The 23,538-nt window shown below is 71.1% G+C and carries 26 protein-coding genes; 13 read left to right on the top strand and 13 right to left on the bottom strand.

From position 1 onward, the window contains the following. Positions 1 to 204: 204 nt before the first annotated feature. Both ABIC29_RS08310 and ABIC29_RS08315 read left to right on the top strand, forming a co-directional pair. A complete protein-coding gene (locus ABIC29_RS08310; protein ID WP_354244240.1) occupies positions 205 to 843 on the top strand; it encodes a TMEM175 family protein in 639 nt (212 codons plus the stop codon). Between the two features lie 100 nt (positions 844 to 943). After that, complete coding sequence (locus tag ABIC29_RS08315; protein ID WP_147309162.1) at positions 944 to 1,450, top strand: hypothetical protein; 507 nt, start codon at positions 944 to 946, stop codon at positions 1,448 to 1,450. 89 nt (positions 1,451 to 1,539) lie between these two features. On the opposite strand, the gene ABIC29_RS08320 is transcribed toward ABIC29_RS08315, so the two are convergent. Genes ABIC29_RS08320 through ABIC29_RS08330 form a run of 3 tightly spaced genes read right to left on the bottom strand, consistent with a single transcriptional unit; the run spans position 1,540 to position 4,031 of the window. Further along, on the bottom strand, positions 1,540 to 2,037 hold the full coding sequence (locus tag ABIC29_RS08320; RefSeq protein WP_116081683.1) for an Lrp/AsnC family transcriptional regulator: 498 nt from the start codon (positions 2,035 to 2,037) through the stop codon (positions 1,540 to 1,542). Next, complete coding sequence (locus tag ABIC29_RS08325; RefSeq protein WP_354244244.1) at positions 2,037 to 2,876, bottom strand: oxygenase MpaB family protein; 840 nt, start codon at positions 2,874 to 2,876, stop codon at positions 2,037 to 2,039. Before ABIC29_RS08325 ends, ABIC29_RS08320 begins: the two co-directional genes overlap by 1 nt. A 6-nt stretch (positions 2,877 to 2,882) precedes the next feature. Continuing rightward, positions 2,883 to 4,031 (bottom strand): aggregation-promoting factor C-terminal-like domain-containing protein, encoded by a 1,149-nt coding sequence (locus ABIC29_RS08330; protein ID WP_158551796.1) that lies wholly within the window; start codon positions 4,029 to 4,031, stop codon positions 2,883 to 2,885. A gap of 79 nt (positions 4,032 to 4,110) precedes the next feature. Between ABIC29_RS08330 and ABIC29_RS08335 the strand changes: the two genes are divergently transcribed. After that, positions 4,111 to 5,280, top strand: coding sequence for a glycoside hydrolase family 3 N-terminal domain-containing protein (locus tag ABIC29_RS08335; protein ID WP_354244247.1), 1,170 nt, complete (start codon positions 4,111 to 4,113; stop codon positions 5,278 to 5,280). An 81-nt stretch (positions 5,281 to 5,361) separates the two neighbouring features. Next, a complete protein-coding gene (locus ABIC29_RS08340; protein ID WP_116081688.1) occupies positions 5,362 to 5,925 on the top strand; it encodes a YceI family protein in 564 nt (187 codons plus the stop codon). A 93-nt stretch (positions 5,926 to 6,018) separates the two neighbouring features. Here the strand turns inward: ABIC29_RS08340 and ABIC29_RS08345 are convergent, their stop codons facing one another. Then, positions 6,019 to 7,143 (bottom strand): winged helix DNA-binding domain-containing protein, encoded by a 1,125-nt coding sequence (locus ABIC29_RS08345; RefSeq protein ID WP_354244251.1) that lies wholly within the window; start codon positions 7,141 to 7,143, stop codon positions 6,019 to 6,021. A 116-nt stretch (positions 7,144 to 7,259) separates the two neighbouring features. Between ABIC29_RS08345 and ABIC29_RS08350 the strand changes: the two genes are divergently transcribed. After that, the gene (locus ABIC29_RS08350; protein WP_116081690.1) at positions 7,260 to 8,858 is read left to right on the top strand and encodes an ABC-F family ATP-binding cassette domain-containing protein; all 1,599 of its coding nucleotides are present in this window, start codon (positions 7,260 to 7,262) and stop codon (positions 8,856 to 8,858) included. Here the strand turns inward: ABIC29_RS08350 and ABIC29_RS08355 are convergent. The 3 genes from ABIC29_RS08355 to ABIC29_RS08365 are packed head-to-tail and all read right to left on the bottom strand — an operon-like array spanning position 8,855 to position 10,325. Beyond that, complete coding sequence (locus ABIC29_RS08355) at positions 8,855 to 9,697, bottom strand: SURF1 family cytochrome oxidase biogenesis protein (RefSeq protein WP_116081691.1); 843 nt, start codon at positions 9,695 to 9,697, stop codon at positions 8,855 to 8,857. The two genes, ABIC29_RS08350 and ABIC29_RS08355, sit on opposite strands and share 4 nt — an antisense overlap. Next, entirely contained in the window at positions 9,694 to 9,933 is a 240-nt protein-coding gene (locus ABIC29_RS08360; RefSeq protein WP_116081692.1) for a hypothetical protein, read from the bottom strand. The genes ABIC29_RS08355 and ABIC29_RS08360 overlap by 4 nt, the downstream gene beginning before the upstream one ends. Further along, on the bottom strand, positions 9,930 to 10,325 hold the full coding sequence (locus tag ABIC29_RS08365; RefSeq protein WP_116081693.1) for a DUF3099 domain-containing protein: 396 nt from the start codon (positions 10,323 to 10,325) through the stop codon (positions 9,930 to 9,932). Before ABIC29_RS08365 ends, ABIC29_RS08360 begins: the two co-directional genes overlap by 4 nt. Before the next feature lie 213 nt (positions 10,326 to 10,538). Here ABIC29_RS08365 and ABIC29_RS08370 point away from each other — a divergent pair, with 213 nt between their 5' ends. After that, on the top strand, positions 10,539 to 11,249 hold the full coding sequence (locus tag ABIC29_RS08370) for a beta-ketoacyl-ACP reductase (RefSeq protein WP_116081694.1): 711 nt from the start codon (positions 10,539 to 10,541) through the stop codon (positions 11,247 to 11,249). A gap of 155 nt (positions 11,250 to 11,404) precedes the next feature. Here ABIC29_RS08370 and serB read toward each other — a convergent pair whose 3' ends face one another. Both serB and ABIC29_RS08380 read right to left on the bottom strand, forming a co-directional pair. Further along, the gene (serB, locus tag ABIC29_RS08375; protein ID WP_354244256.1) at positions 11,405 to 12,067 is read right to left on the bottom strand and encodes a phosphoserine phosphatase SerB; all 663 of its coding nucleotides are present in this window, start codon (positions 12,065 to 12,067) and stop codon (positions 11,405 to 11,407) included. After that, the gene (locus ABIC29_RS08380) at positions 12,064 to 13,314 is read right to left on the bottom strand and encodes a glucose-1-phosphate adenylyltransferase (RefSeq protein WP_116081696.1); all 1,251 of its coding nucleotides are present in this window, start codon (positions 13,312 to 13,314) and stop codon (positions 12,064 to 12,066) included. The genes serB and ABIC29_RS08380 overlap by 4 nt, the downstream gene beginning before the upstream one ends. Before the next feature lie 81 nt (positions 13,315 to 13,395). Between ABIC29_RS08380 and glgA the strand changes: the two genes are divergently transcribed. From glgA to ABIC29_RS08395, 3 genes are all read left to right on the top strand, one after another. Beyond that, positions 13,396 to 14,583: a glycogen synthase gene (gene glgA, locus ABIC29_RS08385; protein WP_354244259.1), complete on the top strand. Its 1,188-nt coding sequence runs from the start codon at positions 13,396 to 13,398 to the stop codon at positions 14,581 to 14,583. Positions 14,584 to 14,674: 91 nt separating this feature from the next. Beyond that, positions 14,675 to 15,460: an ABC transporter ATP-binding protein gene (locus ABIC29_RS08390; protein ID WP_116082582.1), complete on the top strand. Its 786-nt coding sequence runs from the start codon at positions 14,675 to 14,677 to the stop codon at positions 15,458 to 15,460. A gap of 126 nt (positions 15,461 to 15,586) precedes the next feature. Beyond that, a complete protein-coding gene (locus ABIC29_RS08395; protein WP_055857778.1) occupies positions 15,587 to 15,835 on the top strand; it encodes a type B 50S ribosomal protein L31 in 249 nt (82 codons plus the stop codon). A gap of 174 nt (positions 15,836 to 16,009) precedes the next feature. Here the strand turns inward: ABIC29_RS08395 and ABIC29_RS08400 are convergent, their stop codons facing one another. Continuing rightward, positions 16,010 to 16,711: an exonuclease domain-containing protein gene (locus tag ABIC29_RS08400; protein WP_116081698.1), complete on the bottom strand. Its 702-nt coding sequence runs from the start codon at positions 16,709 to 16,711 to the stop codon at positions 16,010 to 16,012. Between the two features lie 192 nt (positions 16,712 to 16,903). On the opposite strand from ABIC29_RS08400, the gene ABIC29_RS08405 reads away from it, so the two are divergent. Next, positions 16,904 to 17,812 carry an alpha/beta fold hydrolase gene (locus tag ABIC29_RS08405; RefSeq protein ID WP_116081699.1) on the top strand — a complete coding sequence of 303 codons (909 nt, stop codon included), beginning with the start codon at positions 16,904 to 16,906 and terminating at the stop codon, positions 17,810 to 17,812. Further along, on the top strand, positions 17,809 to 18,912 hold the full coding sequence (locus ABIC29_RS08410) for a glycosyltransferase family 4 protein (RefSeq protein WP_354244262.1): 1,104 nt from the start codon (positions 17,809 to 17,811) through the stop codon (positions 18,910 to 18,912). Before ABIC29_RS08405 ends, ABIC29_RS08410 begins: the two co-directional genes overlap by 4 nt. 90 nt (positions 18,913 to 19,002) lie before the next feature. Here the strand turns inward: ABIC29_RS08410 and ABIC29_RS08415 are convergent, their stop codons facing one another. Together ABIC29_RS08415 and ABIC29_RS08420 are read right to left on the bottom strand one after the other, a co-directional pair. Continuing rightward, positions 19,003 to 19,611, bottom strand: coding sequence for a histidine phosphatase family protein (locus tag ABIC29_RS08415; protein WP_116081701.1), 609 nt, complete (start codon positions 19,609 to 19,611; stop codon positions 19,003 to 19,005). Positions 19,612 to 19,679: 68 nt separating this feature from the next. Next, on the bottom strand, positions 19,680 to 20,525 hold the full coding sequence (locus ABIC29_RS08420) for a Sir2 family NAD-dependent protein deacetylase (protein ID WP_354244265.1): 846 nt from the start codon (positions 20,523 to 20,525) through the stop codon (positions 19,680 to 19,682). Between the two features lie 79 nt (positions 20,526 to 20,604). Between ABIC29_RS08420 and ABIC29_RS08425 the strand changes: the two genes are divergently transcribed. Together ABIC29_RS08425 and ABIC29_RS08430 are read left to right on the top strand one after the other, a co-directional pair. Beyond that, positions 20,605 to 21,441 (top strand): TrmH family RNA methyltransferase, encoded by an 837-nt coding sequence (locus ABIC29_RS08425; protein ID WP_116081703.1) that lies wholly within the window; start codon positions 20,605 to 20,607, stop codon positions 21,439 to 21,441. Next, positions 21,434 to 22,714, top strand: a complete 1,281-nt coding sequence (locus tag ABIC29_RS08430; RefSeq protein WP_354244268.1) for a D-alanyl-D-alanine carboxypeptidase family protein — start codon at positions 21,434 to 21,436, stop codon at positions 22,712 to 22,714. The genes ABIC29_RS08425 and ABIC29_RS08430 overlap by 8 nt, the downstream gene beginning before the upstream one ends. Here the strand turns inward: ABIC29_RS08430 and ABIC29_RS08435 are convergent. Next, a complete protein-coding gene (locus ABIC29_RS08435) occupies positions 22,696 to 23,481 on the bottom strand; it encodes an SGNH/GDSL hydrolase family protein (RefSeq protein ID WP_116081705.1) in 786 nt (261 codons plus the stop codon). The two genes, ABIC29_RS08430 and ABIC29_RS08435, sit on opposite strands and share 19 nt — an antisense overlap. Between the last annotated feature and the right edge of the window lie 57 nt (positions 23,482 to 23,538).

Here is a 23,538-nt window from a genome sequence, read left to right on the forward strand (position 1 = left end):
TCATCGGGGCTTTTCCCGTCTCAAGACGGTCGGGCGATCGGATCGGTCGGTGTGGACGCTCGAGCCGTCGCGACGCGTCCAGTCCGCCTCGCGTCGAGCACGGGCCCAGATGCGGACCCCTCGGGGCTTCCTGCTTCACACCGACGCTCGGAGCGGGCAGAATCGCTCCGACGGCGTGCAGCGACGCCGGAGAGGCGGAAGTGCATGGATCGCGTGCGGACCGAACGTGGGCTCGACCGCCTCGTGAACTTCTCGGACGCGACGGTCGCGATCGCGATCACGCTGCTGATCCTGCCGCTCGTCGATCTCGCGGGCGAGATCGACGGCGAGTCCTTCGGCACCTTCGCCGCCGAGAACGTGGGGGCGTTCGTCGCCTTCATCGTGACGTTCGCCGTGATCGGGCGGTTCTGGCTCATCCACCACCGGGTGTTCGAGTTCGTGCGCGACTACTCGGTCGGGCTCATCTGGGGCAACATGCTCTGGCTGGCGAGCATCGTCTTCCTCCCGTTCGCGGCGAACGCGATCTCGGCGCCCACGGACGACGACGGCAGCTTCGATGCGCTCTACATCGCCACGATGTTCGTGACCACGGGGGCGATGCTCCTCATGGACCTCGTGCTGCGGCGGCATCCGGACCTGCTCGTCGAGGGTGCGCGCGATGAGATCGATCTCAGCCGCTCGGTCGGCGTGTTGGTCGTGCTGGTCGTCGCGGGCGTGCTCGCCTACCTCGTGCCCGTCGTCGGCATGCTGTGGGTGCTGCTCCTCTTCGCAGCTCCGCTCGTGTCCGCACTTGCCCGGCGGCTGTTCCCGGCACTTCGTCGAACCGGCGAATCGACCCGATGAGCGGATGCCGCTGCACGGCGCGGTTCCTTGACCCCCCTTGGGGCGCGGCCCACAATTGGGTGTTGGACAACGCAGGGGAGCAGGGGAGAGCATGAGCGACGTGAACACTCGTCCGATCTACGGCCAAGAGGATCCGCTCGGAGTTCACGCTCCCGAAGAGGTCGAGTCGGGCGCGCCCGACGGCGACGTCGAGCCCGAGTCCGCGCCGGCCGATCCCGAGCGTCGCTCGTGGAGCCGCGACCTCCGCTTCATGCTCGTCGTGCTCGCCGCCATCGCGGCGCTGTTCCTCGCGTTCGCGCTGCTCATCGCCTTCAGCCCGACGGGCGCCGCGATCAGCGCCCTGGCCGTCATCGCCGCACCGATCGCGACGATGGTCGCCGCGTACTACGGCATCTCGCTCGCGCTCAGGCAGGTCGCCGACGCCCGCAACGCCGCGGTCGCCGCTGAGGCCCGTGCTCGCGCTGCCGAGGCGAGCGCGCACGAGTCCGACGCCTGGGCAGCACAGATGGAGTCCGGGCTGCGCGTCGCGGTGTCGAAGCTGAAGGGCGCCGGCGTCAGCACGAGCGACGTCGAGCGCGCCGCGGGTACGCCCGACGAGTTCTTCTGAGCGACGCGATCGCGCCGCTCGCGCCGGGCTCGAGCCTGAGCTCGGGCTGACCACGGTCGAGCGGTGCGGTCGCCGGTCGAGCATCGGCGCTACGGGCGCCAGATGTCGAGCGACTGCGCCGGCGGCCGACCGTCGAACTCGGCGAGGATCAGGTGCGATCTCGTCGAGAGCACGCCGGGCATCACGTGGATGTCGCGCAGGATCGCCTGGCTCAGCTGCTCGTGATCGGGTGCGCTGACCGTCAGCATCAGGTCGATGTCGCCCGAAACGGCCTGCACCTTCTCGACGAAGGGCAGCTCGGCGAGGCGCGCGGCGACGGACTCCCATGCGGTGTCGGGGGCGATGCGCACGACGACGAGCGCCGAGATGCGCAGCCCGATCGACGTGCGATCGATCTTCGCCCCGAAGCCGGTGATCACGCCGCGTTCGACGAGGTGCTGCACGCGGTTGTGCGCGGCCGTGCGGGAGATGTGCACGCGCTCGGCCAGCGTGCGCACCGAGAGGCGGCCGTCGCGGCTCAGCTCCGCGACGATCCGGCGATCGATGCTGTCGATCGCCTCGCCATGGTGTGCCGCATGCTCGGTCATCATCGTCCTCGGTGCTCACGCTCAGCGTACCGGCGACGAGCCCGATGCAGGGAGACCCGCATGGGGGCATGCCTCACGATTCGCGGCAACCACGGCCAGACGGCGGCGACGCCGGCGAGCCAGGCCCGCGCGACGCGGCGGGCGCGCGGGGTCCACCGGAACCCGAAGGCCTCGCGAAGCGCCGGCGGCAGCAGCTCGGCCGTGACCAGGCGAACCGGCGGGAGCAGGACCGAGAGCCCGCGCAGGGCATCGGATGTCGAGAGCAGCGTGCGTGCGACCTGACGGGCCTCGTCGGTCACGCGCAGCGTGCCGAGGCGGGCGTTCCACCAGGCGTCGAACTCGGCCCTGGTCTCCGGCCATCCCTCGCGGGTGCCCTGCAGCCGGAACCCGAGCGGCGCGTACCCGCGGACGATGGCGTCGGCATCCGTCGCCTGGAGCGGCCCGTAGACGCGCTCGTGGATGTCGAGGGCCACGGCGAGGAGCGTCGAGGCCACCCACCGCTGCGCATCGGCGTCGAACGCGCTGTAAGCGGCGTTCGACGCGCCGGGGGCATCGACGCCCTGGGTGCCGACGCCGCCCCGAACCGGCGCATGGCGGGCGTTCACCCGGCGCACCGCGGCCGCGGCGATCTCGGCGTCGCCGAACCCGACGGCGTAGACGTAGTCGAGCGTGCCGATCAGTCGATCGAGCGGCCGCGAGGCGAAGTCGCTGTGGCGGGCGACCCCTCGGGCGACCCGGGGATCGGCCAGTTGCAGGAGGATCGCGGCGGCACCGCCGAGGAGCAGGACGGCCTCCGCGCCGTGAGCGCGGAACACCGCGCGTTCATCCTGGGCGTCCATACCCCATCAGTACCAGTTCACGGCTTCCGAGTGGGCCCATGCGGCGCACGGGCTCCCGTAGCGCGCGGAGATGTAGGACAGGCCCCACTCGATCTGGGTCGCCGCGTTCGTGCGCCAGTCGGCGCCTGCCGAGGCCATCTTGCTGCCGGGCAGCGACTGGGGGATCCCGTACGCGCCGCTCGAGGCGTTGTACGCATCGGCCCGCCAGCTGGACTCGCGCATCCAGAGCAGGTACAGGCACTGGTACTGCCCGTCGCCCCAGCCGTACCTCGCGACGGCGGCGGCCGCGTACGCCTGGGCGGCGGCAGGATCCACGACGACGCCCGGCGGGGGAGCGGCGGTGCGCCCGCCGCCCTCGGAACCCGCCGCGGCTGCGGCGGCCTCGGCGGCCGCGGCTGCAGCCGCCTCTCGGGCCGCGCGCTCGCGCGCCTCCTGCTCGCCGATGCGGAATCGGCGCTCGACGTCGACGGAGCGATCCCGGAGGCTCGCGAGCTGGGCGTAGAGGGTGTCGAGGGCGGACTGCTGCTCCGCGACGCGCGCCTGTGCGGCGTCGTGCGCCGCTTCGGCCGCGGCGGCCGCCTCGACGGCCTCGGCCGCGAGCCTGGTGCGTTCGGCTTCAGCGCGGTCCGCCTGGTCGCGAATGGATGCGGCGTCGGCCTCGGCGGCTTCAGCCCGCGCGGCGACGCCGCCGATCACGGTGGTCAGCTGCGCCGCACGCGAGAGGCCCATGAGCAGTCGCGTCGAGGCGTCGCCGTCGAGGAGCAGCCGCAGGCCGATGTCCGCTCCACCGGTTCGCGCCAGCACGGCGCCGGCCCGGCCGAACGCGGCGGTCGCCGCCTCGGCTTCGGCCTCGGCCGCCGAAGCCTGGTCCGCGAGCGTCGATGCCCGTGCTGCGGCATCCGCCCTCGCCTGCTCCGCGAGCGCCGATTCGGCCGCTGCGGTCACGGCGGCATCGCCGAGCCGGCCGGCTTCGGCCTCGAGTTCGTCGACGAACGCCGTGATCCGCGTCGCCTCGGCCTCGCTCGCCCCGACCTCGGCCTTCGCGGCCTCGACCTCGTCCCACGTGGGGTAGTCCTCGGCGCTCGCGCCGCCCGCGGGCGCGAGGACGATCGCGACGATGAGCGCCACGACGGCGAACCCCCTGAGCCTGCGCACGAACACCCCCTTCGAGCCCGGCGAGTCTACCCAGCGTCCGCACGGTCTGCGGGTGGACACGCAGCGTAGACTCCCTCGGATGCGCACCCGGCTCCTCCTCGGCACCGCGGCAGCGCTGGCCATCTCGCTCCTCTCCGGATGCTCCGGCACGGCGACCGGGACCGAATCGAAGCCGAGTCCGACCAGATCGGCGACCCCCACGCCGACCCCGGTCGATCCCGTGGCCGAGTTCGTCTCGTCGCGGATGTCGCACATGAGCGTCGAGCAGAAGGCCGCCGCGCTGCTCATGCTGCACGCGCCGGGGCTCGACCCTGCGCCGCTCCGCGCCTCCCTCGATCAGGGCGTCTCCGGCCTCATCCTCATGGGCGACAACGTGCCGGCCGCGCCCGACCAACTGGACGCCCTCGTCGGCGCGGCGCAGGTCGATGCCGAACTGCCTGCACTCGTCGCGATCGACGAGGAGGGCGGCGACGTGCAGCGGCTTCCCTGGGACACCGTGCCGGGGGCCGAGGCGCTGGTGCCGGCGCCGCCGCGCTCGACGACCGACGCGTTCGCGGCGCGCGCGGCCATCCTCGACGCTTCGGGCGTGAACCTGAACTTCGGCATCGTGGCGGATGTCACGGCCGACCCGGACTCGTTCATCGCGTCGCGCGTGCTCGGCACCGACCCGGCGGCGTCGGGCGAGCGGGTCGCCGCGGCCGTGAGCGGCGAGCACGGCACCGTGTTCAGCACGTTGAAGCACTTCCCCGGACATGGTGCGGCGCCCGGCGACTCGCATTCGAGCGTGCCGAGCGCACCGCTCACGATCGACGAGTGGCGCGCCGGCCCGGCGATCCCGTTCCAGGAGGGCATCGACGCCGGTGCCGAGCTCGTGATGACGGGGCACCTCGCATACCCGGCGGTCGATGCGCTGCCCGCCTCGCTCTCGCCCGAGTGGCACCGGATCCTGCGCGACGAGCTCGGCTTCGACGGCGTGGTCGTGACCGACGACATGCTCATGCTCGGCGACAACGGACTGCCCGAATACGCCGACCCGAACGAGAACGCGGTCCGCGCCGTGGCGTCCGGAGCGGACCTGCTCCTCTACGTGCTGCCGGCCGACCCGGCCAGCGCGGGAATCTCCGTCGACGGGCTCGTCGGCGCGATCTCCGCGGCCGTGTCGTCGGGCCGGATCCCGCAGGCTCGGCTCGACGACGCGGTCGAGCGGGTGCTCACGCTCCGGCGGAACCTCGTCGAAGGAATTTCCTGAATCGCGGAATACCCCACGATTTACATGCGTTCGCATTGATGTGGCGCGCATGCCACGCCGACATCGAATACGGAGAACCACATGACGAACACCGCCACCGGCATCGAGATCCCCGGCTACCGCGCCGGCACCTGGGTCATCGACCCCACCCACAGCGAGGTCGCCTTCAGCATCCGCCACATCATGATCAGCAAGGTCAAGGGCAAGTTCGAGCGCTTCGACGCCACCTTCGTGACCACCGAGAACCCGCTCGACTCGACCGTCACCGCATCGGCCGAGGTCGCGTCGGTGAACACGAACGAGCCGAACCGCGACGCGCACCTGCGCACCGGTGACTTCTTCGAGGCCGAGACCCACCCGACGATCGACTTCGTCTCGACGGGCGTTCGCCTCGAGGGCGGCGACTTCAAGGTGGATGGCGACCTCACCATCCGCGGCATCACGAAGCCCGTCACGTTCGACTTCGAGTTCGGCGGCTTCGGCGGCGACCCCTACGGCAACTACAAGGCCGGCGCCACCGCGAAGACCGTGATCAACCGCGAGGACTTCGGCCTGCTCTACAACGCGGCCCTCGAGACCGGCGGCGTGCTGCTCGGCGACAAGGTGACCATCACGCTCGAGCTGCAGGCGGCCCTGCAGCAGTAGGTTCCACCACCTCGATGACGGGCGGTCGCTTCGGCGGCCGCCCTTCGTCGTCGCACGGCCGCGGGGTTGGCGGCCGCGGGGTTGGCGGGTGCGTCAGCCTGCCGATGGGGCGCCGACCCGGGTCACCTCGCCCAGCGAGGTCGACCAGAAGGCGGCCCACCGGGCGAATGCCGGCAGGAACTCGGCGAGATCGACGTCATCGCCGAAGGGCGAGACCTCGATCGTCGTCGTGCCGCGGCGTTCGGGGGAGCGGCGCCACGTGCCGACGACCTCGCCGTCGGCGACGAGGATCGGGAGGAACAGCCCGTTCTTTCCGGGCACGACACGTTGGACGTCGTCGGGGGCGCAGAACGCCGTGCGATCGGGATAGCCGAGGAAGTACTCGTCGAACGGCGCGAGCACATGACGGCTCGGTCCGTCTGCACCAGGTGCGGATGCGGCATCCGCGACCCCGAGACGATCGTCCGCCATCTCGACGAGGGCATCGCCCGCGGCCGCACGCGCCGTGCGCGCCTGGGCCAGCGTCAACCCGGACCACCAGGCGAAGTCCCGCACCGTGACCGGCCCGTGCCCCCTCGCGTAGCCCACCAGGAGCCTCGCCAGCGCGTCGTCAGGATCGTCGGGATCGCCCGAGCGCGCAGGCGACCACTCGTCGAGCAGCACGAACCGTTGCCGGGCCCGCGTGTCGATCGGCCCGCAGCACAGCAGGCCCTCGATCGCGAGGCGCCAGATGAGGTGGTAGCCGCGCTGGCCGGCGATCGGGATGCCCGCGGCCTCCCAGGCAGCCTGCAGCTCGTCGCGTGAGGCCGAACGGCCTCCCTCGAGGTCTCGGATCGCGATCGCACGCGCCGCGGCGTGCACCTGGTCGTCGATGCCCTCGTCGCGATGGGTCTTCGCCGCCCGCTGCATGAGCCGCGCCGACGTCAGGCCGAGGATCGGCCGGAGCATCTCGGGTGCGACGAAATGCAGCGTGCCGCGCATCGGCCACGATCGCAGCAGCGACCGGTCGTCGATCGCGGCGTCGATCGTCGGCTCCTGCGAACCCGGCACGCGCGCGCCGAGCACCCATTTCGCCGCCGCGAGATCCTGCGCCTGCACGCACACCAGGCGCTCGACCACCTCACGAGGCGACCCGAGGCCGCCGGCGAGCCCCTGGGCGGCCAGCCGTGCAGACCGGAGGGCGATGGTCGCAGCGTCGCCCGGGACATCCGTCGTCATGCTGCGAGTCTGCCGCGCCCCGCCGACATCGGCGACGAGCCGGCCCGACGAACGATAGACTGGGCGGCTGTGCCACGTCGGCACGATCCCACCCCCACACCTGCCGGAGGCTTCCTGTGCTCGCCGTTCACGATCTCGAGATCCGCGTCGGCGCACGCGTCCTGATGGAGCACGTGAACTTCCGCGTTTCCGACGGCGACAAGATCGGCCTCGTCGGCCGCAACGGCGCCGGCAAGACGACGCTCACGAAGACGCTCGCCGGCGAGACCCTGCCGACCGACGGCCGCATCGACCGCTCCGGCGAGATCGGCTACCTCCCGCAGGACCCTCGCTCCGGCGACCCCGAGATGCTCGCTCGCACGCGCATCCTCGACGCACGCGGCCTCGGCTCGATCGTGCTCGACATGCACGAGGCGTCGATCAACATGGGCAGTGCCGATCCCGTGGTCGCCGAGAAGGCGATGAAGAAGTACGGCAACCTCACCGACCGCTTCAACGCGCTGGGCGGATACGCCGCCGAGGCGGAGGCCGCGTCGATCGCGTCGAACCTGAACCTGCCGGATCGCATCCTCGACCAGCCCCTGAAGACCCTCTCGGGCGGCCAGCGCCGCCGCATCGAGCTCGCGCGAATCCTCTTCTCCGACGCCGGCACGATGATCCTCGACGAGCCGACGAACCACCTCGACGCCGACTCGGTCGTCTGGCTCCGCGAGTTCCTCAAGGGCTACAAGGGCGGCGTCATCGTCATCTCGCACGACGTCGTGCTGGTCGACGAGGTCGTCAACCGCGTGTTCTACCTCGACGCGAACCGCTCGATCATCGACATCTACAACATGGGCTGGAAGCACTACCAGCGCCAGCGCGCCGCCGACGAGGAGCGGCGCAAGAAGGAGCGCGCCAACGCCGAGAAGAAGGCCGGCGTCCTGCAGATGCAGGCCGCCCGCTTCGGCGCGAAGGCGTCCAAGGCCGCGGCCGCGCACCAGATGGTGGCCCGTGCCGAGAAGCTCCTCGCGGGCCTCGACGAGGTGCGCGCCGTCGACCGGGTGGCCAAACTCCGGTTCCCGACGCCCGCGCCCTGCGGCCGCACGCCCATCACCGCGAGCGACCTGTCGAAGAGCTACGGCTCGCTCGAGATCTTCACGGCCGTCGACCTCGCGATCGACCGTGGCTCGAAGGTCGTCATCATCGGGTTCAACGGTGCGGGCAAGACGACCCTGCTCCGCATCCTCGCGGGCGTCGACCAACCCGACACGGGAACGGTCGAGGCCGGGCACGGCCTGCGAGTGGGCTACTACGCCCAGGAGCACGAGACCATCGACGTCAAGCGCAGCGTGCTCGAGAACATGGTGAGCTCGTCGCCGAACCTCACCGAGACCGAGGCCCGCAAGGTGCTGGGCTCGTTCCTGTTCACGGGCGACGACGTGCACAAGGCAGCCGGCGTGCTCTCCGGCGGCGAGAAGACGCGACTGGCACTCGCGATGATCGTCGTGTCAGGCGCGAACGTGCTGCTCCTCGACGAGCCCACGAACAACCTCGACCCCGCCAGCCGCGCCGAGATCCTCGACGCGCTCGCCCACTACGAGGGCTCCGTCGTGCTCGTCTCGCACGACCCCGGCGCGGTCGAGGCGCTGAACCCCGAGCGCGTGCTCATCATGCCCGACGGCACCGAAGACCACTGGAACGCCGACTACCAGGAGCTCATCGAGCTGGCTTAACGCCGATCCAGCACGCCGTCCTCGAGATCGGCGTCGGAGTCGCGCCGCTGCGTGCGGTTCACCTGGCGCTGCACCGGACGGCTGCGGTCGAGGTGCGTTCCGGATGCCTCGGCGAGCGCCTTGCGTTCCCGGTTCGCCGCCCAGGCGAGGCCGATGAACCCCATGATCGCGAACACGAACCACTGCAGCGCGTACGACAGGTGCGGTCCCTCGTCGCGGAGCGGTCGCGTGGCCGCGATGGGCGGCTCCGCGGCATCCGCTCCGGACTGCACGAGCAGCCCGTACGCGCCCGTGTAGGTCGGCTCGTCGAGTCGGCCGGCGAGCTCGTCGAGGTCGATCGTGGCGAACTCGTCGCCGGCCGAGGTGCGGCCGTTGATCTGACCCTCGCCCGCCTTCAGGCGCGCCTCGACGTCGACGCGGCCGGCCGGGGGAGCCGCGTACTCGCTCGGACGTCCGTCCGAACCCTGCGCGACCCACCCGCGATCGACGACGAACACGGTGCCGTCGACGAGGAGCATGGGCGTCAGCACCTCGAAGCCGCTGCCGCCCTGGCCGGGGCGGTTGCGCACGACGACCTCCTCGTCGGCGAGGTACTCGCCCGACAGGGCGACGACCTGCCAGCGCTGGTCGACATCGAACCCGTCGAGCGCGGGGAGCGCCTCGGCGACCGGCATCGCCTGGGCGTCGTAGTTCGCGTCGATGCGGGCGATCTCGGCGCGCGCCTCGGCCCGGCGGGCGAACTGCCACATGCCGAGCGCGCAGCACACGATCGCGAACACCACGACGAGAGCCAGGTAGCCCGCCCAGCGTCGCGATCTCAGGAAGGACCAGTCGCTCACGAGTCGACCTCGGCCGCCTCGTCGAGCTCGCCGGCGAAGGCGTCGACCCGAACAGGGAACGACCGCGCCTCGAGGAAGCCGCGCAGGTAGTCGACGTGCTCATCGCACGCGAGCCAGGTCTTCCACCGTTCGCCCGTGTGGATGCGCGGGTTCTGCCAGTCGATGCGCCAGGCGGCGGCCTCATGGCACGCCGCGCGCGAGCAGACCGCGCCATCGGGCTGCATGCCGCCGATCATGCGGCGTTCCGATCGTCGTCGCCACGCGGCATCCGCTCGGAACCGTCGGCGTTCGTCTCACCGCTCGGCGCGTCGCCCTCGGAACCCGCCTGCGCAGCAGGGTCGGGGGTCGGAGATCCGGTCGTGGAACCTGCGCCGGACACGGGCACGATGGTGCCGGGTCGCTCGACGGCTCCGCCGAGACCGGGCCCGCTGACGTTCGCGAGCACGACCGCGATGTAGGGCAGCACGATCGCACCGACCGCGCAGACCACGAGCCACCAGCCCTGCACGAACAGCATCGCGAAGATGCACAGCAGCCTGATCGCCATGGCGATCGAGTACTTGATCATGCGCGAACGCCGCTCCGCCTCGGGGGAGGGCGGCAGGCTCGTGATCGATTGCTGCTTCATCAATGTCGTCGCAGTCCGGTGCGGCGCTCCTCTCCCTCAAGCCTACGTCTCCCGGCGCCGGACGGCGGCCCTGAGAGGGGCGATGGCACGCGGATCGGACGAGCGGATGCCGCGGCCGGGCGTCAGCGGGATCCGGGCGCGGCATGCGGCCCTCACTATGCTGAGACGGGCTCGCCTCGAGACCGCAGATCGCCCCGTGAATGGAGTCACCGCATGACCACGCCCCGCACCGTCCTCGTCACCGGCGGAAACCGCGGCATCGGGTTCGCCATCGCCCGCGAGTTCGTCGCCCAAGGACACCGCGTCGCCGTCACGGCCCGCTCGGGCGAGGGCCCCGAGGGAACCCTCACCGTGCGCGCCGACGTGACCGACGCGGCATCCGTCGACCGTGCCTTCGACGAGGTGGAGGCCGCATACGGCCCGGTCGAGGTCGTCGTCGCCAACGCCGGCATCACGCGCGACACCCTGCTGCTGCGCATGAGCGAAGAGGACTTCACGAGCGTCATCGACACCAACCTGACCGGCGCGTTCCGCGTGGTCAAGCGCGCGTCGAAGGGCATGCTCAAGGCCCGCTTCGGCCGTGTGGTCTTCATCTCGAGCGTCGTCGGCCTCTACGGCTCGCCCGGCCAGATCAACTACTCGGCGTCGAAGGCGGCCCTCGTCGGCATGGCGCGATCGCTCACGCGCGAACTCGGTGCCCGCAACATCACCGCGAACGTCGTCGCCCCCGGGTTCATCGAGACCGACATGACCGACGAACTCCCCGAGGCCCAGCAGGCCGAGTACAAGAAGAACATCCCGCTCGGCCGCTTCGCGTCGCCCGACGAGGTCGCGCGCGTCGTCGCCTGGCTCGCCGGCGACGACGCCGGATACATCTCGGGCGCCGTGATCCCGGTCGACGGCGGCCTCGGCATGGGGCACTGACCCGTTCGGGAGCCCCACGAACGACGAAGGCCGCGGCGCGCCGAATGGTGCCCGCGGCCTTCGTCGTGCGGCTCGACGCGAAACGCCGATGCGCTCGTCGGCCTACGCGTACGCGTTCGCCTCGGCGCGCGTGCGCCTCGACGACGCCGATCGCGTCAGCCGCGCAGGCCGAGCAGCGCGAGGACCTGCCCGAGATCGGGCGTCGTGATCGCGACATCGGCCTGCGCGCGCACGACCGGCTTGGCGCAGAACGCGACGCCCAGTCCGGCCTTCGCGAGCATGCGGAGGTCGTTCGCACCGTCGCCCACCGCGACGGTGTACGCCATCGGCACGGATGCCGCGGCAGCCCACTCCTCGAGCGCCACGGCCTTCGCCTCGGCGTCGATGATCGGCCCGTCGACGCGCCCGGTGAGGCGGCCGTGCTCGATCTCGAGCCGGTTGGCCCGGCAGAAGTCGAGACCGAGACGCTCGGCGAGCGGATCGAGCAGTTCGTGGAACCCGCCGGAGACCACGCCGACGACCCCGCCTGCGGCATGCACGCCGTCGATGAGCTCCTGCACGCCGGGCGTCGGAGTCATGCGCGTGCGCGCGAACGCGAGGTCGTCTTCGCCGAGGCCCGCGAGCGTCGCGACGCGTTCGCGCAGGCTCGCGGCGAAGTCGAGCTCGCCGCGCATCGCGCGCTCGGTCACCTCGGCGACGAGCGGCAGGCTGCCCGCTGCTTCGGCGAGCAGCTCGATGGCCTCCTCGCGGATGAGGGTGGAATCGGCGTCGAGCACGACGAGCGGGCCGCCGAGGCGGCCGGGTGCGCCTGCGCTCACGCCCCGCCCGCCCGAACCCGCGACCCCTTGCCGACGACCGTGATGCCGCTGTCGGTGACGATGAACCCGCGGGCGAGGTCTTCGGCGCGGTCGACGCCGATGCGCGCGCCCGCCTCGACGACGACCTCCTTGTCGAGGATCGCCCGCTGCACGGTCGCGCCGGCGTCGATGCGCGCCCGGTCGAACAGGATCGAGTCGGCGACGTGCGCGCCCGAGCCCACCACCGCCCACGGGCCGAGCACGCTGCGTTCGACGTGCGCGCCCGAGATCACCGAGCCGAGCGAGACGATCGAGTCGATGACGGTGCCGAGGGTGCCGCGCGCGTCGCGCGTGAACTTCGCGGGCGGCGAGTTCAACTGCTGGCTGAAGATCGGCCACTCGCGGTTGTACAGGTTGAAGATCGGCATCACCGAGATGAGGTCCTGGTGCGCCTCGAAGAACGAGTCGATCGTTCCGACATCCCGCCAGTAGTACCGATCGCGGTCGGTCGAGCCCGGCACGTCGTTGCGGTTGAGGTCGTAGACGCCGGCCGCACCCTGGGCCACGAACGCCGGGATGATGTCGCCGCCCATGTCGTGGCTGGAGTCGGTGAGCTCGCCGTCGCGGAGCACCGCGTCGATGAGCGCGTCGGCGTTGAACACGTAGTTGCCCATCGAGGCGAGAACCTCGCCGGGGGAGTCGGGCAGGCCGACCGGGTCGGACGGCTTCTCGAGGAAGCGGTGGATGTGCTCGGGATTGTTCGGGTCGACCTCGATGACCCCGAACTGGTCGGCGAGCGAGATGGGCTGGCGGATCGCCGCGACCGTGGCCGCCGCGCCAGACGCGATGTGCGCGTCGATCATCTGGCTGAAGTCCATGCGGTACACGTGGTCGGCGCCGACGACCACGATGATGTCGGGCTGCTCGTCGTAGATGAGGTTGAGGCTCTGCAGGATCGCGTCGGCCGAGCCCGAGAACCAGCGCTTGCCGAGCCGCTGCTGCGCGGGCACCGAAGCCACGTAGGAGTTCAGCAGGCCGTTCATGCGCCACGTCTGGGAGACGTGGCGGTCGAGGCTGTGCGACTTGTACTGCGTGAGCACGACGATCTGGCGCAAGCCCGAGTTCAGCAGGTTCGACAGGGCGAAGTCGATCAGCCGGTACTGCCCGCCGAACGGCACCGCGGGCTTCGCCCGGTCTTCGGTGAGTGGCATGAGTCGCTTGCCCTCGCCGCCTGCGAGAACGATGCCGAATACCTTGCGCGTGACCATGCCCCAAGCGTAGTCAGCAGCGGGCCTGTTGCGGGCCCCGAGTCCGCACATGTCGGATGCCGCTGCGCTAGCGTGTGCAGCATGCGCGTCGACCTGCTCACCCGTGAATATCCGCCCGAGATCTACGGGGGAGCCGGCGTGCACGTCGCCGAGCTCGTCCGGGCCCTCCGACGGGACATCGACGTCGTCGTGCGCGCGTTCGGCGCACCGCGCGATGAAGCGGAGACGCACGGCTACGCGACGCCGGAGGCCTTCGATGGCTGCAACGCCGCGGTCGGCACCATGGGCGTCGACCTGCTCATGGCAGCGGATGCCGCGGGCGCCGACCTCGTGCACTCCCACACCTGGTACGCGAACTTCGCGGGCTTCACCGCCAAGAAGCTGCACGGCATCCCGCATGTGGTGACGGCGCACAGCCTCGAACCGCTCCGGCCATGGAAGGCGGAGCAGCTCGGCGGCGGCTACCGGCTCTCATCCTGGGTCGAGCGCACCGCATTCGAGGACGCCGACGCCGTGATCGCCGTCAGCGACGGCATGCGCCGCGACATCCTGCGCGCCTACCCGGCGATCGATCCCGCGAAGGTCGAGGTCGTCTACAACGGCATCGACCTCGACGACTGGAAGCCGAACCCCGACGCCGGCCTCGCCCGCACCCTCGGGGTCGACCCCGATCGTCCGTCGATCATCTTCGTCGGACGCATCACGCGGCAGAAGGGCCTGCCCTACCTGCTGCGAGCGGCACGACTGCTCCCGCCCGGGGTGCAGCTCGTGCTCTGCGCCGGTGCACCCGACACGGCCGAGATCATGGCGGAGGTCACCGCACTCGTCGACGAGCTCCGCGCCGAGCGCGACGGCGTCGTGTGGATCGACCGCCACCTGCCGAGAGCCGAGCTCACCGCGCTGCTCACCGCGGCGACCGCCTTCGTCTGCCCGTCGATCTACGAACCGCTCGGCATCGTGAACCTCGAGGCCATGGCCTGCGGCGCGCCGGTCGTCGGCACGGCGACCGGCGGCATCCCCGAGGTCGTCGACGACGGGGTCACCGGCGTGCTCGTGCCGATCGACCAGGCCGACGACGGCACCGGGACGCCGACCGACCCCGACCGCTACGTCGCCGATCTCGCCGCGGCCCTCACCCGGGTCGTCGCCGACCCCGCTCGCGCCGCCGAGATGGGCGCCGCGGGCCGACTCCGCGCGGAGCATCACTTCGGGTGGGACGCGATCGCGGTGCGCACGCGCGAGGTCTACGGTCGGGTGCTCGCTCGATGAGCCCGGTGTCGGTCCCGATCAACGCGTCGCGGTGCGTCGCGAACGCCCGGTGCGCGCTTCGAGGGTGCACGCGCCCGATAGCATGGTGAACATGGCGAGTACGGTGCTGCAGTTCCGGGATGTTTCGGTCGTTCGCGACGGCAATTCGATCCTCGATTCCGTGACCTGGAGCGTCGGTTCCGACGAACGCTGGGTCGTTCTCGGGCCGAACGGCGCCGGCAAGACCACGCTGCTGCAGATCGCGGCGGCGGCGATGCACCCTACCAGCGGCGAGGCGGCCGTCCTCGAGGAGAAGCTCGGCAAGGCCGACGTCTTCGAGCTCCGCCCGATGATCGGCTTCGCCTCGACGGCCATGGCCCGCAAGATCCCGCGCAACGAGACCGTCATCGACGCGGTGCTCACCGCCGCGTACTCGGTCACGGGTCGCTGGAACGAGGAGTACGAAGAGATCGACGTGCGTCGCGCGCAGCGCGTGCTCTCCGAGTGGGGCCTCGAGGGCTTCGCCGACCGCCGGTTCGGCAGCCTCTCCGACGGCGAGCAGAAGCGCGTGCAGATCGCTCGGTCGGTCATGACCGACCCCGAGCTGCTCCTCCTCGACGAGCCGGCCGCGAGCCTCGACCTCGGGGCTCGCGAAGAACTCGTCGGCCTGCTCGGCGGGTACGCCTCGTCGTCGGCGTCGCCCGCGATCGTCATGGTCACGCACCACGTCGAGGAGATCCCCAACGGGTTCACGCACGCGCTGCTGCTCGCGAAGGGCGGGGTCGTCGCCGCGGGTCCGCTCGCCGAGGCGCTCACGAGCGAGACGCTCACGAACGCGTTCGGCATCCCGATCGAGCTCAGCGAGGCCAACGGCCGCTACACGGCGCGCGCCAGCTGACCTTCATCCGCTCGCGCTTCTGCTAGAATCGTTAGCTGGCCCCCTTTGGCCACGATGCTTTCCTGCCGTGCTGCACACGTCGCCGGCGGGATTCACGAGAAAAATCCGATCAGCAAGGAAGTCACCATGAAGACCGACATCCACCCCGAGTACGCTGCCGTCGTCTTCCGCGACCTCGCCTCGGGCGCAACGTTCCTCACCCGTTCGACGGTGTCGAGCGACAAGACCATCGAGCTCGACGGCGAGACCTACCCGGTCATCGACGTCGAGATCTCGTCGGAGTCGCACCCGTTCTACACGGGCAAGCAGCGCATCATGGACTCGGCCGGCCGCGTCGAGAAGTTCAACCAGCGCTTCAAGAACTTCGGCAAGTAACTCCGCACGGAGCCCGGCCGAACGAAGGGGCGGTCGACCACGGTCGACCGCCCCTTCGTCATGCCCGGCGCTGGCAGGTTCGGTCGCCGGACGTGCCCGGTCGGCCCACGGCCTGGGCTCAGGCTCGCGAGCCGGCGGGAGCCGGCACGCGTGCGCACGCCGGAGCGAGCCGGTTCAGCGGACGGGCCAGGCCCCCGACGTCGTGAACTCGGGCTCGCCGTTCCTTCGCCGCCAGGCCTGGTAGCTCTCGGCCTGCTCACGGCTCCAGCCGACCTGCCGCTCGTGCAGTTCGACGAGCGCGATGGCAGCGAGCTCGGGGTACGTGCGTGCGATGGCCTGGGCGACCCGCCCTGCGGCCACGGCGTCGGCACCGGCGTCGTGGGCATCGTCGAGGCGGACCCCGTAGTGCTCGCAGGTCGCCGTGAGCGTTCGCTTGCCGCGCCGGTAGCGGTCGACGGCCTTGTCGATGACGAGCGGGTCGATGACGGCATCGGGACCGGGAAGGCCGACGAGTCCGTATCGCCCGGCCTCCCGCGCGAGCACCGTGAGGTCGTAGGCCGCGTTGTACGCGACGATCGGCAGGCGCCGAGCTGCCGCATCCGCCAGCGCCGCGATGATCTCGGCGACCGCCGTCGGGGCGGCCGCTCCCTCGAGGCGCGCACGTTCGGTGCTGATGCCGTGGATGAGCGATGCGGCCGTGGGGATCTCGACGCCGGGGTCGACGATCCACTGACGACGCTCGAGCTCGGTGCCGTCGGAGCCGATCACGCCGACGTGGGCGGTGACGATGCGGCACGTGTCGACGTCGATGCCCGTGGTCTCGAGGTCGAAGACGGCGAGGGTGTCGGCCCAGCTGGCGGCGTTCGCGGAATCCATGTTGGAAGGCTACGGTCGCGCACCGACATCGACGGGGGAGTGCGGCGCGTGTCCCGCGATCTGGATCCCGCCGGCGGACCGCCGACACCCGATCGACCGGATCAGTGGCCCTGGAACCGGCGACGACGGATGCGGCCGGTGCCTGTGGACACCGACGGACGCCCAGCCGCAGCGCCGTAGACTGTCGAGGTCATGATCGCCTCCCCGTACGCCGAGCAGCTCGCTCGCATCCCCGTCAGCGAGCACCGACTCGACGTCGACGGCACCGAGACCTCCTGGTGGGAGTACGGCCCCGCCGATGCGCCCGTACTCGTGCTCGTGCACGGCTTCCGCGGCGACCACCACGGCCTCGAGCCGGTCGTCGCGCAGCTGCCGGGGTTCCGCATCATCTCGCCCGACCTCCCGGGGTTCGGCGCCTCCGGCACGTTCGCCTCCGGCGCGCACGACCTCGACGCCTACACCGAGTGGCTCGGCGCATTCATCCGGGCCGTCGGCATCGACGGCCCGTACACGCTGCTCGGCCACTCGTTCGGCTCGATCGTCACGTCGGCCGCGGTCGCCCGGGGCCTCGCGCCCGAGCGCCTCATCCTCGTGAACCCGATCGGCGCCCCGGCGCTCGAGGGCCCGCGTGGCGTCATGACCAGGCTCGCGGTGCTCTACTACCGAGCGGCCGCCGCGCTGCCCGAGCGTCCGGGCTTCGCCCTGCTCCGCAACGGCGCCATCGTGCGCGTCATGAGCGTGACCATGGCCAAGACGAAGTCCAAGGCGCTGCGGCGCTGGATCCACGACCAGCACGACACCTACTTCTCGGCGTTCGGCACCCGCGACTCGGTGCTCGAGGGTTTCACGACCTCGGTGAGCCACGACGTCAGCGAGGTCGCCGCCGACATCCACGTGCCGACGCTGCTCATCGCCGCCGAGCGCGACGACGTCACCCCGTTGTCGGCGCAGCACCGCCTCGTGACGCTGTTCCCCGACGCGCGACTCGAGGTGATCCCCGAGGTGGGGCACCTCATCCACTACGAGACCCCATCGGCCGCCGCTGCGATGATCCTCGCCTTCCTCGGGTCGGACCACCTCGACTCAGAGGCTCGCGCGTGAAGGTCGTCGTCGACTGCCGCTACACCCGCATCGGGCGACACGACGGCATCAGCCGCTTCACCGCGGGCATCGTCACGGAGCTCGCCAAGCGGCATCCGCTCACCATGCTCGTGAGCGACCATCGGCAGCTCGAGATGCTGCCCGACCTGCCGTGGCAGCTCGTGAGCTCGCCGACGAGCATCCGCGAACCCCTGGTGGCCCTGCAGGTTCGACGCCTGCAACCCGACATCGTCTTCTCGCCCATGCAGACCATGGGCTCGTGGGGCCGCGACTACAAGCTGCTGCTGACCCTCCACGACCTGATCTACTACGAGAATCCCACCCCGCCGCGCGACCTGCCGTGGGCGGTGCGCGTGCTCTGGCGGCTCTACCACCTGGCGTGGTGGCCGCAGCGGCTCCTGCTCGACCGTGCCGACGCGGTCGTCACGGTCTCAGAGACGACCGCGGGGCTCATCCGCGAGCACGAGCTCACGTCACGCCCCGTCACGGTCGTGCCGAACGCCGCCGACGACCTCGCGGTGCCCCAGCTGCCCCGCGTGCGTCCTGCCGGCCATCGACTCGTGTACATGGGTTCGTACATGCCGTACAAGAACGTCGACACGCTCGTTCGGGCGGTCGGCGCGCTGCCGGAGCACGAGCTGCACCTGCTCAGCAAGATCGGCCGCGACGAACGTGCACGCCTCACCAGGCTCGCCCCGCAAGCGCGCCTCGTCTTCCACAACGGCGTGAGCGACGCCGAGTACGCCGAGTTGCTCGGCGGCGCGAGCGCGCTCGTGCATGCCTCGCGCGCCGAGGGGTTCGGCATCCCGCTCGTCGAGGCCATGCGCCTCGGCACCCCGGTCGTCGTCAGCGACATCCCGATCTTCCGCGAGATCGGCGGCGAGGCGGCCATGTACTTCGACGCCGATTCCCCTGAATCGCTCGTCGCGGCGCTCTGGGCGCTCGAGCGCGGCGACGAGTGGGAACGCCGGTCGGCGGCATCCGTCGAGGTCGCCGCGAAGTACACGTGGGCGGCGTCGGCCGATCGACTGCTCGAGCTCATCCGCCGCACGGCGGCACCCGGGTCGCGCGGCCGACGACGATCACGACGCCGGCGCTAGGCGCGCGGTCCGACTCGGCGTGGCGAAGACCGCGTCAGCGCGAGTCCTCGCCCGGCAGGCGCTTCACAGCAGCGCGTCGAGGGCCGGCGGTCAGTCCGCAGGGTCCGCCGCGGCATCCGGCCACACGAGCGTCAACTCGGCGCCGTCGGCGATGACGTCGTGCACCGAGCCGTTGCCGATCACGTAGTCGGCCGTCGGAAGGGTCCAGCCGCTGAGGTCGAGCATGAGCGCGTGGATCACCCCGCCGTGCGTCACCACGATCACGTCGCCACCGGGATGGGCTGCCGCGATCTCGACGAGCGCAGCCCGTGCACGCCCGATCACGGCCGCCCTCGGTTCGAGTCCGTCGACGATGGCCGCCTGCGCCTCGACTGCGGCGCGGCCGCCGTGGTCGAGCCCCTCGAGCACGCCGTAGCTGCGTTCGGCGAGCGCCGCGACCTGCACGGGTTCGGGCAGGTCGAGCTCGGCGGCGATGATCTCCGCGGTCTCGGCGGCCCGCGAGAGCGTGCTCGCGTAGATGCCGCTCCAGGTGATGTCGACGAGCGCGGAGGCCGCGTCGACCGCCTGCGCACGCCCCGCGTCGTTCAACGGGATGTCGGTCGCGCCCTGGATGCGGCGCTGCACGTTCCAGTCGGTCTCGCCATGGCGCACGAGGGCGATCCGGGTCGTCGAAGCGGCAGCGGAGGTGGCGGGCGTCATGGTGCCACTCTGGCAGACCTCCGGGCGCGATGACGTCGCCGCCCGGCCAGCCGGACGGCCGCCCGCCCTCAGGCGATGAGGGCGTCGACGAAGGCGGTCAGCGTCTCGCTCGTGCCGGCGTCGACCTTGACCGCGGCGCGGCTGTCGCCCTTGGTGATGCCGCGGTTGACGACCACGATGGGCATGCGCCGCCGTCGCGCCAACTCGATGAGGCGCATGCCGGAGTTCACGACGAGCGAGGAGCCGGCGACGAGCAGCACATCGGACCCGCGCACGATGGACGCCGCCGCGTCGAACACCTCGACCGGCACGAACTCGCCGAAGAAGACCACGTCGGGCTTCAGGATGCCGCCGCACACGGTGCACTCGGGGATGACGAGCGACGAGGCGTCCTCGACCTCGACGTCGCCGTCGGGGTTCGTGCGGATCGCCCCCTCGATGTCGAGGGCGGGGTTCAGGGCGGCGAGCCGATCTGCGATCGCCTCGCGGGCGAACTGCTGCCCGCATGTGAGGCAGATCACGCGGTCCATTCCACCGTGGAGCTCGACCACACGTCGGCTGCCCGCCTTGCGGTGGAGGCCGTCGACGTTCTGGGTGACGAGCCCGTTGACGAGCCCGGCCGCTTCGAGCGCGGCGAGGGCGCGATGGCCGTCGTTCGGCCGCGCGGCGCCGAACGCGCGCCAGCCGAGATGGCTGCCAGCCCAGTAGCGCTTGCGGGCGTCGGCCGACGCGAGGAACGCCTGGAACGTCATCGGGGTGCGCACCGGGGCGCCCTCACCGCGGTAGTCGGGGATTCCCGAGTCCGTGCTGAGTCCTGCGCCGGTGAGCACCGCGAGGCGTGCTCCGCGAAGCACGTCGATGGCGCGGTCGAGTGTCGCGTCGCCGCGAACGGGGATTTCGAGGTCCGAGGTCATCGGTTCTCCCTTCGAATCGTCTGATTCTATTCGCGTCGGTTTTCGGGATTGTTTCGGGGACTGGCAGGCTGGAAGAACCATGCACATCGAACGAGTCAGCGATGCGGCATCCGATGGCGTCGCAGACTACGCGAACCTGACGGATGTCTCGTTGCGCAGCGCGCACGAACCCGCGAACGGCCTGTACATCGCCGAGTCCGCGAAGGTGATCACTCGGGCGATCCGTGCGGGGCACCGTCCCCGGTCGGTGCTCATGGAGGAGAAGTGGCTGGCCGGCCTCGAGGCCGCGCTCGAGCCGTTCGACGTGCCAGTGCACCTCGCCGATGCCGACCAGCTCGAGGCGATCACGGGCTACCGCGTGCATCGCGGAGCCCTCGCCGCCTTCGAGCGCCCCGAGCTGCCCGATCCGGCGACGCTCCTCGCGGGCGCGCGCCGCGTCGTCGTGCTCGAGGACATCGTCGACCACACGAACGTCGGGGCGATCTTCCGCTCGGTGGCCGCGCTCGGCGCCGACGCGGTGTTCGTCACGCCGCGCTGCGCCGACCCGCTCTATCGGCGGAGCGTGCGGGTGAGCATGGGCACCGTCTTCCAGGTGCCGTGGACCCGCCTGCCCGAGTGGGGCGACGCGGTCGACCTGCTGCACGGCGTCGGATTCACCATCGCCGCGCTGGCCCTCGCGGATCGCGCGGTGACCCTGCAGGAGCTCGCCGCCGACGCGCCCGAGCGTCTCGCGCTGGTGTTCGGCGCCGAGGGCGACGGGCTCAGCCGCACCGCGCTCGAGGCCGCCGACCGGGTCGTGCGGATCCCGATGGCGCACGGCGTGGACTCGCTGAACGTCGCAGCCGCGGCCGCGGTGGTGCTCTACGCGCTGCCGGCGGCCCAGACATCCGACGACGCGGATGGCGCCCATGGCTGAGCCGCAGGCCGACCCCAGGCCGAGCGCGCGCGTCTACCGCCGGCGGCGCATCGTCGTCTTCACGGCGCTGGCGGTGCTGCTCGCGCTGTTGACCACCGCAGGCGTCTACACGTCGAACACGCTCGGCGCGCCCATCCCGACGGCTGCGCCCCAGGTCGACGACCCGGAGCCGGTCGCGGCGGCCGCACAGCAGCTCGCGCTGCCCGGCTTCGGTGCCTACGCGGTGGGTGCGGTCGGGTTCGACGGACTCCTCGCCGCGGGCAACGACCAGGCGCCGATGGCGCTCGCGAGCATCACGAAGGTGATCACGGCGCTCACGGTGCTGGCCGAGCATCCGATTCCCGAGGGCGAGAACGGCCCCGACATCGCGTACACCGACGCCGACGTCGACATCTATTGGGACATGGTCGCCCAGAACGGCTCGGTGGCGCCCGTCGAGGCGGGTGCGACGCTCTCGCTGAAGGAGAGCCTCGAGGCCCTGCTCATCCCGTCGGGCAACAACTACGGCATCTCGATCTCGAACTGGGCGTTCGGCTCCGAGGCGGCCCTGGCCGAGAAGGCCAACGCCTGGCTCGCCGACCACGGCCTCGCGAACACCCATGTCGTCGACTCGAGCGGCATCTCCGACGACAACGTCGGCACGGCGGCCGACATGGTCCGCCTCGGCGAGATCGCCCTCGAGGACCCGACGATCGCGGCCATCGTCGCGTCGAAGAGCGTCGAGATCCCCGAGATCGGCACGCTGAAGAACTCGAACAAGCTGCTCGGCACCCACGGCATCGACGGCATGAAGACCGGCACGACGGATGACGCGGCGAACCTGCTCTTCACGGCCGACTATGCCGTCGGCTCATCGACCGTCACGGTCGTCGGCGTGCTGCTCGGCGGCGAGAGCCACGACGTGATCGATGCGGCCATCGCCGCCATGCTCGATTCGGTCGTGCCGGGATTCCACGAGGTCGCGCCGCTCGAGGCCAACCAGGTGCTCGCCGAGTACGACACGCCATGGGGAGGGACGGCGAGGGCCAGGACCGCGACCGGGGCGACGCTCGTGGTCTGGAACGACACGCCCGTCGACGTCGAGGTGCACGCCGAGCCGGTGACGCTCGCCGACCGCGGCGACGAGGTCGGCACCGCGATCGTGCGCGCGGGCTCGCAGGAGATCACGGTTCCGCTCGTGCTCGACGCGACGCTCACCGACCCCGGGGCGTGGTGGCGCCTCACCAACCCCGGTGCGCTCGACGAGCAGTCGGCTCAGTCCGAGACCGAGTAGGGTCCGGCATCCGGTCGCTTCGCCGTGATCTGGTCGCCGGAGGACTGGTGTCGCACGCGCCGCAGCACCCACGGCACGAGGTACTCGCGCGCCCAGGAGAAGTCCTCGACGCGCGCCTGACGCCAGGTCGACGCCGGAACCGGTTCGGGGTTCGACGGTTCGAGGTCGTTCTCGACGTTGAGCGCCTCGAGCACCATGCGCGCGACGGTGTGATGGCCGAGGGCGTTCAGGTGCAAACGGTCGGGCGCCCACATGCGCATGTCCTGGATCTCGGTGAGCGCCCACTGGTCTGCCACGATGCAGTCGTACTTCTTCGCGACGATGCGCAGGTTCTCGTTGTAGATCGCGACCTTGCCGCGGATGCCCCGGAACACGTTCGAGAATCCGACGTCGACGCCCGTGAAGATCACGATCGTGGCGTGATCGCGTGCGAGCCGGTCGATCGCGTACTCGAAGCGTGCGGCGATCTCGTCGGGGTCGGTGCCGGGCCGGATCACGTCGTTGCCGCCGGCCGAGATCGTGATCAGGTCGGGCCGGAGCGCGAGGGCCGGCTCGACCTGCTCGTCGATGATCTGCCGGATGAGCTTGCCGCGCACCGCGAGGTTCGCGTAGGCGAAGTCCTCCGTGCCCGTGCCGAGCACCTCGGCGACGCGGTCGGCCCAGCCACGGTTGCCGCCGGGAACGGTGGGCTCCGGGTCGCCGATGCCCTCGGTGAACGAGTCGCCGATCGCGACGTACCTGGACCAGGGGTGCTGCTGCGTGACCATTCCTCCATTCTGCCGAACCTCCGGCGACCACGCTCACCGCCGGTCGGGGCAACTCCG

This window comes from Agromyces sp. PvR057 (genome assembly GCF_040547485.1).
GTDB lineage: Bacteria > Actinomycetota > Actinomycetes > Actinomycetales > Microbacteriaceae > Agromyces.

Bases quoted from the DNA above. Each gene is read 5' to 3' on its own strand.
- ABIC29_RS08320 (WP_116081683.1), bottom strand. From the start codon at position 2,037: ATGACCGAGCATGCGGCACACCATGGCGAGGCGATCGACAGCATCGAT.
- ABIC29_RS08340 (WP_116081688.1), top strand. From the start codon at position 5,362: ATGACGAACACCGCCACCGGCATCGAGATCCCCGGCTACCGCGCCGGC.
- ABIC29_RS08310 (WP_354244240.1), top strand. From the start codon at position 205: ATGGATCGCGTGCGGACCGAACGTGGGCTCGACCGCCTCGTGAACTTC.
- glgA (WP_354244259.1), top strand. From the start codon at position 13,396: ATGCGCGTCGACCTGCTCACCCGTGAATATCCGCCCGAGATCTACGGG.
- ABIC29_RS08390 (WP_116082582.1), top strand. From the start codon at position 14,675: ATGGCGAGTACGGTGCTGCAGTTCCGGGATGTTTCGGTCGTTCGCGAC.
- ABIC29_RS08335 (WP_354244247.1), top strand. From the start codon at position 4,111: ATGCGCACCCGGCTCCTCCTCGGCACCGCGGCAGCGCTGGCCATCTCG.
- ABIC29_RS08380 (WP_116081696.1), bottom strand. From the start codon at position 13,314: ATGGTCACGCGCAAGGTATTCGGCATCGTTCTCGCAGGCGGCGAGGGC.
- ABIC29_RS08370 (WP_116081694.1), top strand. From the start codon at position 10,539: ATGACCACGCCCCGCACCGTCCTCGTCACCGGCGGAAACCGCGGCATC.
- ABIC29_RS08365 (WP_116081693.1), bottom strand. From the start codon at position 10,325: ATGAAGCAGCAATCGATCACGAGCCTGCCGCCCTCCCCCGAGGCGGAG.
- ABIC29_RS08435 (WP_116081705.1), bottom strand. From the start codon at position 23,481: ATGGTCACGCAGCAGCACCCCTGGTCCAGGTACGTCGCGATCGGCGAC.
- ABIC29_RS08400 (WP_116081698.1), bottom strand. From the start codon at position 16,711: ATGGATTCCGCGAACGCCGCCAGCTGGGCCGACACCCTCGCCGTCTTC.
- ABIC29_RS08345 (WP_354244251.1), bottom strand. From the start codon at position 7,143: ATGACGACGGATGTCCCGGGCGACGCTGCGACCATCGCCCTCCGGTCT.
- ABIC29_RS08415 (WP_116081701.1), bottom strand. From the start codon at position 19,611: ATGACGCCCGCCACCTCCGCTGCCGCTTCGACGACCCGGATCGCCCTC.
- ABIC29_RS08430 (WP_354244268.1), top strand. From the start codon at position 21,434: ATGGCTGAGCCGCAGGCCGACCCCAGGCCGAGCGCGCGCGTCTACCGC.
- ABIC29_RS08360 (WP_116081692.1), bottom strand. From the start codon at position 9,933: ATGATCGGCGGCATGCAGCCCGATGGCGCGGTCTGCTCGCGCGCGGCG.
- ABIC29_RS08395 (WP_055857778.1), top strand. From the start codon at position 15,587: ATGAAGACCGACATCCACCCCGAGTACGCTGCCGTCGTCTTCCGCGAC.
- ABIC29_RS08420 (WP_354244265.1), bottom strand. From the start codon at position 20,525: ATGACCTCGGACCTCGAAATCCCCGTTCGCGGCGACGCGACACTCGAC.
- ABIC29_RS08425 (WP_116081703.1), top strand. From the start codon at position 20,605: ATGCACATCGAACGAGTCAGCGATGCGGCATCCGATGGCGTCGCAGAC.
- ABIC29_RS08325 (WP_354244244.1), bottom strand. From the start codon at position 2,876: ATGGACGCCCAGGATGAACGCGCGGTGTTCCGCGCTCACGGCGCGGAG.
- ABIC29_RS08405 (WP_116081699.1), top strand. From the start codon at position 16,904: ATGATCGCCTCCCCGTACGCCGAGCAGCTCGCTCGCATCCCCGTCAGC.